Source organism: Streptomyces sp. NPDC004542, assembly GCF_040610035.1.
Lineage (GTDB): Bacteria > Actinomycetota > Actinomycetes > Streptomycetales > Streptomycetaceae > Streptomyces.
Genome location: NZ_JBEXLP010000033.1, coordinates 65,052 through 77,305, shown reverse-complemented (window position 1 = coordinate 77,305; position 12,254 = coordinate 65,052). Strand labels below are relative to the sequence as shown.

General features: G+C 71.2%; 16 protein-coding genes. 13 read left to right on the top strand and 3 right to left on the bottom strand.

All coding sequences use genetic code 11. From position 1 onward, the window contains the following. The first annotated feature begins 234 nt into the window (after positions 1-234). The gene (locus tag ABZX30_RS19955; protein ID WP_355935100.1) at positions 235-1,032 is read left to right on the top strand and encodes an IclR family transcriptional regulator C-terminal domain-containing protein; all 798 of its coding nucleotides are present in this window, start codon (positions 235-237) and stop codon (positions 1,030-1,032) included. Between the two features lie 93 nt (positions 1,033-1,125). Then, positions 1,126-2,343 carry a PP2C family protein-serine/threonine phosphatase gene (locus ABZX30_RS19950; RefSeq protein ID WP_355935098.1) on the top strand — a complete coding sequence of 406 codons (1,218 nt, stop codon included), beginning with the start codon at positions 1,126-1,128 and terminating at the stop codon, positions 2,341-2,343. A gap of 33 nt (positions 2,344-2,376) precedes the next feature. Here the strand turns inward: ABZX30_RS19950 and ABZX30_RS19945 are convergent, their stop codons facing one another. Next, the gene (locus ABZX30_RS19945) at positions 2,377-2,808 is read right to left on the bottom strand and encodes a response regulator (protein WP_355935097.1); all 432 of its coding nucleotides are present in this window, start codon (positions 2,806-2,808) and stop codon (positions 2,377-2,379) included. Between the two features lie 3 nt (positions 2,809-2,811). Beyond that, complete coding sequence (locus tag ABZX30_RS19940) at positions 2,812-3,126, bottom strand: hypothetical protein (RefSeq protein WP_355935096.1); 315 nt, start codon at positions 3,124-3,126, stop codon at positions 2,812-2,814. A 156-nt stretch (positions 3,127-3,282) separates the two neighbouring features. Between ABZX30_RS19940 and ABZX30_RS19935 the strand changes: the two genes are divergently transcribed. The 4 genes from ABZX30_RS19935 (at position 3,283) to ABZX30_RS19920 (ending at position 7,440) form a co-directional block, all read left to right on the top strand. Continuing rightward, the gene (locus ABZX30_RS19935; protein WP_355935094.1) at positions 3,283-4,869 is read left to right on the top strand and encodes an ATP-binding protein; all 1,587 of its coding nucleotides are present in this window, start codon (positions 3,283-3,285) and stop codon (positions 4,867-4,869) included. Next, positions 4,866-6,077: a fused response regulator/phosphatase gene (locus tag ABZX30_RS19930; RefSeq protein WP_355935092.1), complete on the top strand. Its 1,212-nt coding sequence runs from the start codon at positions 4,866-4,868 to the stop codon at positions 6,075-6,077. Before ABZX30_RS19935 ends, ABZX30_RS19930 begins: the two co-directional genes overlap by 4 nt. Positions 6,078-6,201: 124 nt before the next feature. Further along, a complete protein-coding gene (locus ABZX30_RS19925; protein WP_355935090.1) occupies positions 6,202-6,801 on the top strand; it encodes a hypothetical protein in 600 nt (199 codons plus the stop codon). Between the two features lie 102 nt (positions 6,802-6,903). Then, the gene (locus ABZX30_RS19920) at positions 6,904-7,440 is read left to right on the top strand and encodes a hypothetical protein (RefSeq protein ID WP_355935088.1); all 537 of its coding nucleotides are present in this window, start codon (positions 6,904-6,906) and stop codon (positions 7,438-7,440) included. Here the strand turns inward: ABZX30_RS19920 and ABZX30_RS19915 are convergent. Next, positions 7,421-7,660, bottom strand: a complete 240-nt coding sequence (locus tag ABZX30_RS19915) for a hypothetical protein (protein WP_355935110.1) — start codon at positions 7,658-7,660, stop codon at positions 7,421-7,423. The two genes, ABZX30_RS19920 and ABZX30_RS19915, sit on opposite strands and share 20 nt — an antisense overlap. A 397-nt stretch (positions 7,661-8,057) precedes the next feature. Between ABZX30_RS19915 and ABZX30_RS19910 the strand changes: the two genes are divergently transcribed. The 7 genes from ABZX30_RS19910 to ABZX30_RS19880 all read left to right on the top strand — a co-directional run bounded on the left by ABZX30_RS19910 (position 8,058) and on the right by ABZX30_RS19880 (position 12,186). After that, a complete protein-coding gene (locus tag ABZX30_RS19910) occupies positions 8,058-8,399 on the top strand; it encodes a metalloregulator ArsR/SmtB family transcription factor (protein ID WP_355935086.1) in 342 nt (113 codons plus the stop codon). After that, positions 8,396-10,120: a SulP family inorganic anion transporter gene (locus ABZX30_RS19905; RefSeq protein ID WP_355935084.1), complete on the top strand. Its 1,725-nt coding sequence runs from the start codon at positions 8,396-8,398 to the stop codon at positions 10,118-10,120. Before ABZX30_RS19910 ends, ABZX30_RS19905 begins: the two co-directional genes overlap by 4 nt. Then, the gene (locus ABZX30_RS19900; protein WP_355935082.1) at positions 10,117-10,524 is read left to right on the top strand and encodes a pyridoxamine 5'-phosphate oxidase family protein; all 408 of its coding nucleotides are present in this window, start codon (positions 10,117-10,119) and stop codon (positions 10,522-10,524) included. Before ABZX30_RS19905 ends, ABZX30_RS19900 begins: the two co-directional genes overlap by 4 nt. A 3-nt stretch (positions 10,525-10,527) precedes the next feature. Further along, positions 10,528-10,953, top strand: coding sequence for an ATP-binding protein (locus ABZX30_RS19895; RefSeq protein ID WP_355935080.1), 426 nt, complete (start codon positions 10,528-10,530; stop codon positions 10,951-10,953). Between the two features lie 138 nt (positions 10,954-11,091). After that, positions 11,092-11,442, top strand: coding sequence for a metalloregulator ArsR/SmtB family transcription factor (locus ABZX30_RS19890; RefSeq protein ID WP_355935078.1), 351 nt, complete (start codon positions 11,092-11,094; stop codon positions 11,440-11,442). Between the two features lie 8 nt (positions 11,443-11,450). Then, positions 11,451-11,822, top strand: a complete 372-nt coding sequence (locus ABZX30_RS19885; protein ID WP_355935108.1) for a nuclear transport factor 2 family protein — start codon at positions 11,451-11,453, stop codon at positions 11,820-11,822. Positions 11,823-11,988: 166 nt separating this feature from the next. After that, positions 11,989-12,186, top strand: a complete 198-nt coding sequence (locus ABZX30_RS19880; protein WP_355935076.1) for a hypothetical protein — start codon at positions 11,989-11,991, stop codon at positions 12,184-12,186. Positions 12,187-12,254 lie beyond the last annotated feature (68 nt).

The window sequence follows — 12,254 nt, the reverse complement described above, 5'->3', positions numbered from 1 at the left end:
GACGGCGAAGAGGGCAGTATCAACGTGCGTTGAGGGCAGCATGCCGCAGCGCGATCACCCCCCCACCGGCCCGGTGACCTGCCACGCAAAGGCGGCCGCGGCCCCGTGCAGCCGTGGATCAGCAGCCGTGGGTCAGCCGGGCGGCGGTCCGCGCAGTCCCGCCGCCGCACGCGTCACCGCTGCCGTGCCCGCTCGTCCCGCGGCCCGCGACGATCACCTGGCTATAGTGCGGATGTGACAGCGAAGGAACCCCGGACCGGAGCGGCCTCCTCACTGGGCACGGGCCTGCGGATCATCAACACGGTCCTGGAGAGGGAGACATCCGGCCGGACCGGTTTCAATGTCGCCCGGCTCGCCGACGAACTCGGCATCGACCGCAGCAAGGCCTCGCGGATGACCCAGGAACTGTGCGACAGGGGCTTCCTGGAACGTCGCGAGGATTCCACGTTGCGCGTCGGACCGGAGTTCTTCTCCCTCTCCCAAGGCCTCCACCAGGGCGTTCTGGCCCGCAGCCGCCCGGTCCTGCGCCGGCTCGCGATCCGGTACGGCGCGAGCGCCCGCCTCTCGGTCCGCGACGGTGTCCTCGTCAGGCTGCTGCGCAGGGAGTCGGCGGCCGAACAGTGGCAGGCCCCGGCCGGCCTGATCACCCCGTGCTGGTGCACCGGAGCGGGGCGCGCGCTGCTCCTGGACCACGGCGAGACGGAACTCGCGGACCTTCTCGCGGACTACGAGCTGATCGGGGTCGGCGGACCGAACGCGGCGCACTCCGCACAGGAGCTGGTCGCGGCCAACGACCACGACCGGCCCACCGGCATGGTGGCCGCGCACGGCGAGTTCGAGCACGGGACCACCGAGTACGCCGTGCCCGTACGCGACGGCCACGCACGGATCGTCGCCGCCCTCGCGCTGCTCGGCAGGCAACCCGGTCTCGAGCCTGACGAGGACGCGATCCGCGCCGACCTCACCGCTGCGGCGTCGGAGCTCGAGCGGTTCCTCGACGCCGGCCGAAGGACGTGGACCGGCTCTCCCTGACCAGGCCGCGGGGCCACGCCGCGCCCCCGGTACTCCGATACTCGGGGCGGCACACCGGGGCATTCGGGGCAGCGTGCGGGGAACCCGTAGCGGATGAACTGGGAGGTGCCGGTGAGCAGTGAGGGCTTGGGCCTGGACGAAGTGTTGCGGGCAGCGGAGGACGCCGCCCCGGTGGAGTCGGTGGACGTGGTGGCCCGCAACCTGGAGAAGCGCCTCTCGGTGACAGAGGTGTCGTTCCTCTTCGTCGACGTACTCGGTCAGGAAGCCATTCGGCTGCCCAGAGCCGGTACGGCGGCACAGGCGCGCCGCGCGGCGGAGAGGATCGAGCTCGAGGGCAGCGTCTACGACCGGGTGCTGCGCTCCCAGCGCCTGCACGAGGAGGACGACCAAGAGGGCGGCTGCCGTCTGGTGGCGCCGGTGACGAACCGCGGCGACTGCATCGGCGTGCTGGACATGGTCGTGCCGTACCTGGACGACGGGGTCCGTGACGCCGTGACGCAGGCAGCGCACGCACTGGCGTACATCGTGGTCACCGACCGTCGCTTCACCGACCTCTACCACTGGGGACGGCGCACCACCACCATGAGTCTCGCGGCGGAGATCCAGCACCAGCTCCTGCCGTCGGCGTCCTGCTGCGAAGCTGCCCACTTCACCCTGGCGGGCGGCCTGGCCCCGGCCGACGACATCGGTGGCGACACCTACGACTACGCCGTCGACCAGGACACCCTCCATCTGTCGATCACCGACGCGATGGGTCACGACACGGCTTCCGCGCTGCTGGCCACCCTGGCCGTCAATGCCCTGCGCGGGGCCCGCCGGGCCGGCCTCGGTCTTCTCGAGCAGGCGTACGCCGCCCACCAGGCGATCGCCGGCAATGCTCGCGGCATGGCCACCGGCCAGCTGCTGCGTGTCGAGCTGGAGACCGGCGTCTGCGAACTGGTCAACGCCGGCCATCCCTGGCCGCTGCGGCTGCGCGGCGACCGCGTGGAGGAGCTGCCGGTGAAGGTCAACCTGCCGTTCGGGGTGCTCGCTCCGGTCACCTACGAGGTGCAGCGCCTCCGCCTGGAGCCGGGCGACCGCCTGGTGCTGATCACCGACGGCGCGCAGGAGCGGTGCGCTGCCGCGGTCGACCTGCCGGCCCTCATCCACGACACCCGCGACGAACATCCCCGCGAAGTGGTCCGGGCCCTGGTCGCGGCGGTCCACGGCGCGTGCGGGGGACAACTGGCGGACGATGCCACCACCCTGGTGGTGGACTGGCACGGCAGTCGGTCAGGACAGCGCCACAGCAACGGCGGCTCCAACGCCTGACGCCGGGTGACCGCGCGGCCCGGCGCGGTACCCCTACTCCTTGGGGGGCTTGACGGCGACGTCCAGGTAGAAGGCGTCGATGCTGCGGACCGCCGCCTCGAACTCCTCGAGGTTCACCGGCTTGGTGACGTACGCGTTGGCGTGGTGGTGGTATGCGCCGGTGACGTCGTCGGGCGCGGCGGACGTGGTCAGGACGACGACCGGAATGGTGCGCAGCTCGGGGTCCTCCTTCACCACGGCCAGGAACTCGCGGCCGTTCATGCGCGGCATGTTGAGATCGAGCACGATCAGGTCGGGGCGCTCGTTGGCCGGGTCGCGCAGGTAGTCCAGGGCCTCCACCCCGTCGGAGACCTGCGTGAGGTTACGGGCGCCCCGCTCCGTGAGCGCGTCCTGGATCAACATCGCGTCGGCGACATCGTCCTCGACCAGCAGCACGTCGTAGGGGCGGGTTGCGGCGGCAGCCATGATTCACGAGCTCCGGGGTGTCGGGCGATGGGTCGGGTGGGGGGTGCTGTTGGTGATCAGCCCGGGCCAGCGGCGCCGGGCTCCTTGACGGCTCATGTTCAGTGCCTGGCCGATCTCGGGATAGCCGGCGCCGCCCACGGCCGCGGCGTGCGCCGCCTCGTCCTCCAGACGCCGGACGGCCTCCTTGATCCCGGAGAGTACCCGCAGCCGCGCCAGGGCCTGTCGGCGGGCCTGGTCGACCGGGTCGCGATGGCCCTGCGGTGACGGCAGGGTCTCCGGTGCCATACGCCGGGCCAGCTCGTCCACTACCTGAGTCACCAGCGCGATCGTCTCTCCGGACGGTGGGGGAGGCCAAACGGAACCAGGCATGGCACCAGACTAAGGCGTTGATCTCACATTGGACAACATGTGTTGTCCAGGCGCGGGTACAGTGTGCTTGCCACGGGCAACTGTAGCCGTGATTCCGAGGGAGACATGCAGACCGCGATGAAGGCCGAGCCGTTCGACGCCGGGAGGGCGTCAGGTTGGACAACCCGACGCTGGCTGCGGGTCGGGGTCACCGCGACCCTGGCCGTCTTGACGGCCCTGGGAGCGCTGGGCGGCTGGGCCGTTTGGCGCACCTCACAGATCACGGCCGATCTGGTCGACAGGCGCTCTCCCGCCCTGATCGATGCGATGAGGGTCGAGCAGGCTCTGGTCAACCAGGAGACCGGCATCCGCGGGTACGGGCTGTCCGGCCGCCGGGAGTTCCTCCAGCCGTACGCGCAGGGCGTCAGCGGCGAGAAGACCGCCCTGCGGCGTCTGCGGCCGCTGGTACGGGGCGACGCCCGGGCCGGTGCCGACCTCGCCGAGGTCGAGAAACTGGCGGGCATCTGGCAGGAGCGCATGGCCCGGCCCGTCTCGGCTGCCGCGCCACAGGACGCGGCGAAGCTCACCGCGGAACGCGCGGCGGAGGGCAAAACCGTGTTCGACTCGCTGCGGCGGGCCATGGTGCGCCAGCAGGCCCACCTCCAGAGCGAGCGGGAGGCCGCCACCCACGATCTCCGGCAGGCGGTGTCCCTGCGTAACTGGATGTTCGCCGTCATCGCCGCGGTGATCCTCCTGGTTGCCGTGCTCGTCTTCGAAGGACTGCGCCGTGGCGTCACCGGCCCGCTCAGCCGCCTCGGCGCCGCGGCCCGCGACGTCGCGCAGGGCCGCTTCGACCGTTCCCTCACCGGCACCGGCCCCGCCGACCTGCGTCAACTCGCCTCCGACCTGGACTCCATGCGCCGCCGGCTGCTGGAGGAACTGCAAGTGAGCGAGGCGGCGCGCAGGCTGGTCGACGAGCAGGCACAGGACCTCAAGCGGTCCAACACGGAACTGGAGCAGTTCGCCTACGTCGCCTCGCACGATCTGCAGGAGCCGCTGCGCAAGGTGTCCAGTTTCACCCAGCTCCTGCAACGCCGTTACGGAGGTCAACTGGACGCGAAGGCCGACCAGTACATCGCCTTCGCCGTCGACGGCGCCAACCGTATGCAGACCCTCATCAACGACCTGCTGGCGTTCTCCCGGGTCGGCCGGGTGCACAACGACCACCAGACCGTGGACCAGGAAGCGGTGCTGAGCCGGGTCCTGGACGATCTCAGTGTGGCGGTCGAGGAGACCGGCGCCGAGATCACCCACGACCCGCTGCCCACGGTCGTCGGCGACACGACCCAGCTGGCCATGCTGTGGCAGAACCTGCTGTCCAACGCGATCAAGTTCCGCAGCCCCGACCGGCCTCCGCGCATCCACATCAGCGCCGCCAGGGAGGGCGACACCTGGGAGTTCGCGGTCAGCGACAACGGCATCGGCATCGCGCCGGAGTTCCACGAGAAGGTCTTCACCCTCTTCCAGCGACTGCACACCAAGGACGCGTACCCGGGCACCGGCATCGGTCTGGCCATGTGCAAGAAGGTGGTCGAGTTCCATGGCGGAGTGATCGGCATCGACCCGGCGTACACGTCGGGCACCCGAGTGGTCTTCACCCTGCCCGCTGTCGTGGCCGCGCCCGTGCCCTCCGCACCAGAGGCGCGACCGTGACCGGCGGGGCCGCGCGCTCCGAGGAGCGGGTGCGGATCCTGCTGGTGGAGGACGACGACGGAGACGCCCTCCTGGTCGAGGAACTCCTGTACGACACCGACCTGCCGCACACCCTCACGCGCTGCCGCACCGCCGCGGACGCGCGCAGGGCGCTGGGATCGGAAGCCGTCGACTGCGTCCTGCTGGATCTGCACCTGCCCGACGCGTCGGGAGTGGAGACGGTCCAGGCGATCCAGCAGGACACCCATGCGGCCATCATCGTCCTGACCGGGCTGGACGAACCCCGCGCGGGCGTCGACGCCCTCGCCGCCGGCGCCCAGGACTACCTCATCAAGGGCAAGGTCGAACCCGACCTGATGCAGCGTGCCGTCCGCTACGCCGTCCAGCGCAAGCAGGCCGAGCGCGCCAACGCCGCCCTCCAGATCGGACGGCTGCGCGCCGAGGAGAACGCACGCCTGGAACGCGGGCTGCTGCCCGAGCCCCTGCTGACCTCCGCCGCCGTCACCGCCTCCAGCCGCTACTTCCCGGGGCGGGCGCAGGCGCTGCTCGGCGGTGACTTCTTGGACGTCGTCCAGACCGACGACGGACAGGTCCACGCCGTCATCGGTGACGTCAGCGGACACGGCCCCGACGCGGCGGCGCTGGGTGTCTGCCTCCGGATCGCCTGGCGCGCCCTGACGCTCGGCGGCCATCGCGACCAGCAACTGCTCCGCCTGCTGGAACAGATCCACATCGCCGAACGCGCCGGCAGCGATCTGTTCACCACCTGCACGCTCATCACACTGGACCCGGAGACGACCACCCTCACCCTCCACCTGGCCGGTCACCACGCACCCCTCCTCACCACGCCCGAGGGCACCGAGGAGATCACCGCAGCCCATGGCATCGCTCTGGGCATCGCACCCGGCCTGGGCGGGTGGCCCGCCACCAGACTCGCGCTGCCGCCCCGCGGAGCGCTCACCGCCTACACGGACGGCCTCATCGAAGGTTTCGCCGAGGGCACCGGAGCCCGGCTGGGCGTCGACGGCCTGCTGCGCATCATCGACACCATCCGCACGCCCGACCCGGGCGCCCACCTCGACCAGCTCATCGCCCGGACCCGCACCCTCAACGCCGAGCGGCACACCGACGACCTCGCCGTCCTGCGCCTGGACTGGAACACCAGCACGACCAAGCAGACGGCAGGCACCTGGCGCACCACACCCTGAACAGGTGAAGAACCCGCCGGCATCGAGCCCGCCCGGACCGCCGCGGCGATGGTCAAAACTGCGTCATGTGACATCGACGGCTGAGAGTCCGGGAGTCACCCCCACGTACCGAGGGGGTAAGCAGATGCGACTCCCGACGAAGGGTGGCTCCTTGATCCCGCAACGCATCGTCCTCGCCTCGGTCGCAGGGCTCGTCTCCGCGTTCCTGCTGGGCGCGTGCGGTTCCTCGAACAGCAACGTGTCCGGCGCGAGCCCCGGCGGCGCTGCCCCGGCCGTCACGGCCGCGTCGGATTCCGCGACCCCCGTACCGGCCACCTCGGCACCGGCCGCCGGCGGCAACCCGGGGAGCGGACACCTGGCCACGACCACCATGGTGACGGCCGAGGCGACGAGCGGCACGGGCAGCGTCGTGACCGACGACAAGGGCATGACCCTCTACCGGTACGGCAAGGACCAGGCGAATCCCTCCAAGTGGACGTGTGCCGGTGCGTGCACCGACACGTGGATGCCCGTCATCGTGAAGGATTCCGTGCGGACCTCGGGGGTCGAGAAGACCCTGCTCGGCACGGTCCACCGCGACGGCATGACACAGCTCACGCTGGCCGGCTGGCCGCTGTACCGGTACGTGGGCGACACGAGGGCCGGCCAGGTGAACGGCCAGGGCAAGGACAACGAGTGGTACGCGGTCACCCCGTCCGGTCAGGAGTCCTCCCTGACGGGCTGACGCCGACGGGTGCCCGGCTGGGCATTCGCCGGATACGCGCGCCGTCGATCGACTACTGTGCGAACTCGCAGTGCTACTCACGGTCAGCTGAGGAGGAATCCTGTGTCATCACCCTGCGGCCCCGAGCACGCTCCCGCCGGCGATGTGGGCGCCGCGCTCATGATGATCGACTCTCGGCTCAAAGCCATTTACGACGACAAGACCCGGACCGACGCCGAAGAACAGGCGCTGACCGACCAGTTCGCCGCGTCGCTGGGGCCCACCGGAGTCGACGACATGCTGGACGGTGCCTGCACCGTCATCTACATGTTCATGCAGTGGCTGCGGATGGCCTACGAGGATCACGGCAAGGACGTCGTCGAGTGCGTGGTTCCCAACCTCGTGGCCACCATGCGCAGGATGCCCAGGAGCGTCCGTCCCGAGGTCATCCCCACCATGGCCGGCCTGCTCGTCGCCGCAGGCACCGGCCTGAGCCCCGGCCTGTGGCGCAAGCAGTACGGATACTGGACCAAGGACGAGATGAACCCCCTGGAAGCCACCGCACTCCTGCTCGCCGAGCACATCAACCGACTCGCCGACGACCGCGACTTCGCCACCCGCATGATCACCGAAGCCCTCTTCAGCGTGGAGGAAGGCTGACGGCGCAGGCAAGACGCTGCGAGCCGTGCCCCGCCCGGCGTGACCGGTCCGCGAGGCCGCTCTTCTGTACAGCTCGACTGGGTGGGACTGGCCGATCGAGGTCCTTGTCCCCGCCCAGCGTTCCCAGGGCCATGCCGATGGTGTAGTCGACGACCGCGGCTCCCAGTGCCCCGTCGACCGCGGTCATCATTTCCTTCAGTGACACTTCCACGCTCGCCATGGCGGCGTCCTCCCCTTTGGCTGTCGGATGCGGCGGGCCGGCACTCGCCGTCCCGTCCGATGCACGGACCGTAGGCCGGGCCGGGGGAGGCAGGGACGGCGTCTGCGGGACTGACGGATGATGGTCGGCGGACTGTGTTCCCTGTCCGTTCGAATGACCGGAACTGGCGTGGAAAAGCGGGAAGTCGGCGCGGCTGCCGGGTGGCGGCCGGACACCGGGACCGCCGCGCCCCGCCCGTGCCCGGCCGCGGTCGGGCCGAGCGCCGACATCGCCTGCGGAATTGCAAAATTTCGCAATTAGTTAGATGCTGCATTGACAGTGCTCGCAAACAGCTACGCGCACAGCCGCTCGCGTCCGCCCCCCGGGGGGTGGGACTCGTCAGGAAAGCCGAGGTGTCGTGTCCGTTCCGCTGTACCAGGCCAAGGCCGACTTCTTCCGGATGCTGGGGCATCCCGTGCGGATACGGGTGCTGGAGCTGCTGCAGGACGGGCCGATGCCGGTGCGGGGCCTGCTGGCCGCCATCGAGGTGGAGCCGTCCGGCCTGTCGCAGCAGCTGGCGGTGCTGCGCCGCTCGGGGATCGTCACGTCCGCCCGCGAGGGCTCGACCGTCGTCTACGAGCTGGCCGGCGGTGACGTCGCGGACCTGATGAAGGCGGCGCGGCGGATCCTGACGGAGATGCTCGCCGGCCGGAACGAACTGCTGGCCGAGTTGCGGGAAGCCGAGGACGTCGCACGATGACCACCGTAGGGAGCCGGGTGCGGGCCCGGATCGTGTCGCTGCTGCCCGGTGCGGCCGACCTCGCCGAGGTCCGGCGCGACCCGCGCCGGGACGTGCTCGCCGGCCTGACCGTGGCGATCGTCGCACTGCCGCTCGCGCTCGGCTTCGGTGTCTCCTCCGGGCTCGGCGCCGAAGCGGGCCTGGCGACCGCCGTCGTCGCGGGCGCGCTCGCCGCGGTCTTCGGCGGGTCGAGCCTGCAGGTGTCCGGTCCGACCGGGGCCATGACGGTCGTCCTGGTGCCGATCGTGAGCCGGTACGGGCCGACCGGGATGCTCACCGTGGGACTCATGGCGGGCGTCATCCTCGTCGGCCTGGCGGTGCTGCGGGCCGGGAAGTACATGCAGTACGTGCCGGCCCCGGTCGTCGAGGGCTTCACCCTCGGCATCGCCTGCGTGATCGGCCTGCAGCAGATCCCGAACGCGCTCGGCGTGCCCAAGCCGGAGGGTGACCGGGTGCTGGTGGTCACCTGGCGGGCGGCCGAGGAGTTCGCGAAGAACCCGGACTGGACGGCGGCCGGCTTCGCGGTCGCGGTGACCGCGGTCATGCTGGCAGGGGCCCGGTGGCGGCCGACCGTGCCGTTCTCGATCGTCGCGGTGATCGCGGCGACGATCGTGGCACAGCTGGCCCACCTGCACGCGGCCAAGCCGATCGGTGACCTGCCGGCGGGACTGCCCGCACCGTCGCTGTCCTTCCTCGACCCGGGCTCGCTCGGCACGTTCCTCGCTCCCGCGGTCGCGGTGGCGGCACTCGCCGCGCTGGAGTCCCTGCTGTCCGCCTCCGTCGCCGACGGCATGACGGTCGGGCAGAGACACGACCCGGACCGGGAGCTGTTCGGCCAGGGCCTCGCGAACATCGCCGCCCCCTTGTTCGGAGGGGTCCCGGCCACCGGCGCGATCGCCCGTACCGCGGTCAACGTCCGCACCGGCGCCGGCTCCCGTCTCGCTGCCCTCACCCACGCCGCCGTCCTCGCCGTGATCGTCTTCGCGGCCGCGCCGCTCGTGTCGAAGATCCCGCTGGCGGCCCTCGCCGGCGTCCTGCTGGCCACCGCGATCCGCATGGTCGAGGTCGGCTCGCTGAGGGCCATGGTGAAGGCCACCCGCTCCGACGCCCTCATACTCGTGCTGACCGCCGTGGCGACACTGGCCCTGGATCTCGTGTACGCCGTGATCATCGGCCTCGTCGTCGCGGGCGTCCTCGCCCTGCGTGCCGTCGCCAAGCAGGCCCGCTTCGACCAGGTGCCGCTCGACCGGGGCGACCGCAGCGCGGAGGAGCACGCGCTGCTCGCCGAGCACATCGTCGCGTACCGCATCGACGGCCCTCTGTTCTTCGCCGCCGCCCACCGCTTCCTGCTGGAGCTCACCGAGGTCGCCGACGTCCGGGTCGTGATCCTGCGGATGTCGCGGGTGTCGACGATGGACGCCACCGGCGCGCTCGTCCTGAAGGACGCGGTGGAGAAGCTGCGGCGCCGTGGCATCCTCGTCCTCGCGTCCGGGATACGCCCCGACCAGCGTCAGGTTCTGGACTCCGTCGGCGCACTCGACCTGCTGTGCCACGAGGGCCGGGAGCACCCCACCACCCCGGAGGCCATCCGGGCCGCCCGCGACCACCTGGAGACGGCCGGAGTCCTGGCTTCGCTCCCCGCGCAGCAGCCCCCGTCCTCCGGCGAGGAAGCCCTGCGATGAGCACTTCCCCCGCCACCCTCCGCATGGTCGAGGTCTCCGGCGCGGAGGCCCTGTGGCTGTTGGAGGGCAGCACGCTGGGCCGGCTGGTGTACGTGCACCGGGATCTGGCCGTCGTCCGGCCCGCCCGGCATGTGTGGGCGTACGGCCGTCTCGTCGTGCGTGCGCCGGCCCCGGCCGCGGCGGTGCCCGCGACGGCGACGTACCACGTCGACGACGTCCGCGCCGTTCCCGGTACCGGCTGGGCGGTCACCGTCTCCGGGCCGGCCGAGGTGGTCGGCGACCCGGACGAGGCCGCCCACTACCGGCGCACCCTCACCGGCTGGGCCCACGGCCCGCACGACACCCTGGTGCGTCTGCACCCTACGACCGTCACCGGTTTCCGACTCGCCCGAGCGGAGGCGTGAGCGATGTCCACGCAGCTGGCAACCCTGCCCCACCGGCACGTGCTCACCCTGCCCACCGAGCCGGCCTCCGTACGCATCGCCCGGCAGACCGCCGAGCAGGCCCTGATCGAGTGGGGCATAGGACTGCGCCACCCCACGGTGGACCCGGCCCTGCTGATCCTCGCCGAGCTGGTCACCAACAGCGTCCGGCATGCCGCCGTCCTCTCCCCGACGGTGACCGTGATCTACGCGGCGGGGCCGGACTGTCTGGCCTTCGCCGTCCACGACCGCCACCCCTACCAGCCGCCGGTGTACGGCACGGCGACCGGGACCGGGACGAGCGGCCTGGCCACCGTCATGGAGCTCACGCTCGGGCTGGGCGGCACAGCGGTGGTCCGCGGCGACGCCGACGGCGGCGGCAAGAGCATATGGATCACTCTCCCCCTGTGACCTGACAGCGGACTCCCGTCGGCACCCCGCGTGGCTGAAGCCCATGACTTGCTAACCTTGACAATTCATGAAGCCGTCAACAAGGGACGAGGGCGGGCCGGCTGTGCCGTGCCGCCGTACGGGGGAGGGGCCGGCGAGGTGAGTACGCCGCTATACCAGCTGAAGGCCGAGTTCTTCAAGACCCTCGGCCACCCGGCCCGCATCAGGGTCCTGGAGCTGCTGAGCGAACGCGAGCACGCGGTCGCCGAGATGCTGCCCGAGGTGGGCATCGAGCCTGCGCACCTTTCGCAGCAGCTCGCGGTGCTGCGGCGGGCGAACCTGGTACGGACCCGGAAGGAGGGGGCGAACGTGTACTACTCCCTGACCAGCCCGCAGGTGGCGGAACTGCTGCGGGTGGCACGCTCCATCCTGTCGGGCGTGCTGGCGGGGCAGGCGGAACTGCTCGCCGACCTGAAGGCGGCCCAGCCGGAGGGGAAACAGCCGTCGTAGCGACGCCCATCGCCCGGCGGCCGTCCGGGAGGCACGCGGCGGCGACGCCGAGGAGCAACGCCTCGGACGACGACTACGTGACGGCCCTGCTGTCCCAGGCTCTCACCTCTGACGTGGTCTTCTGGGGTCCGCTCGGCCGAAGCGAGGAAGTGGAGGCAGTCGAACGCCTCGTGCTGGACATCCGCCGCCACCCGACCGGTGCGGGCACGATGGTCCGCTGCTCGGCCGTGGACATGCCAGGCGAGTGGGCCCGCTACCGGTGGGCCTTCACCACGCCGGACGGAGGCCCGCGGCTGGCCGGAACGGACGTGGTTCACCTGCGACAAGGCCGCATCGACCAGATGATCGTCTTTGCGGGGGACATCAAGCACGCGCCCTGACGCACACAAGGTCAGGGATGCCGCGTCGGACCGTGCAACGGCCGGGCGCGGGCCGCGCGGGCGGCCCCGATGATCAGCGGCCTCGCTGCCCCATGCGGGGCATCGTCGAAAGACCGTCCCGGCCCGGGCGACCCTCACCCCGGTCCTCTCGTCTGCCGCTCAGGGCATGCTGACCGCCTGCACCGCACTCCTGGGCGGGCGGGCCCGGGGCGTAGCCGGCCGCGGCGCGGTGCTGCTCTCCTGCGCGGCGGTCTCCGGCCTGGTGGCCAACGCCGTACTCGCGCGGTTTCCGCGCTCGGCCACCCCCGACACGGTCATCTGGGCCGGCGCCCTGGTGGAAACCCCGGGGCTTTGCCGTCGTTGAGGAACGTGGACGTGTCTCCAGCCCTCCTTCTGCATGAAGGAAAAACAGCACAGGCAAGAAATCCGGGG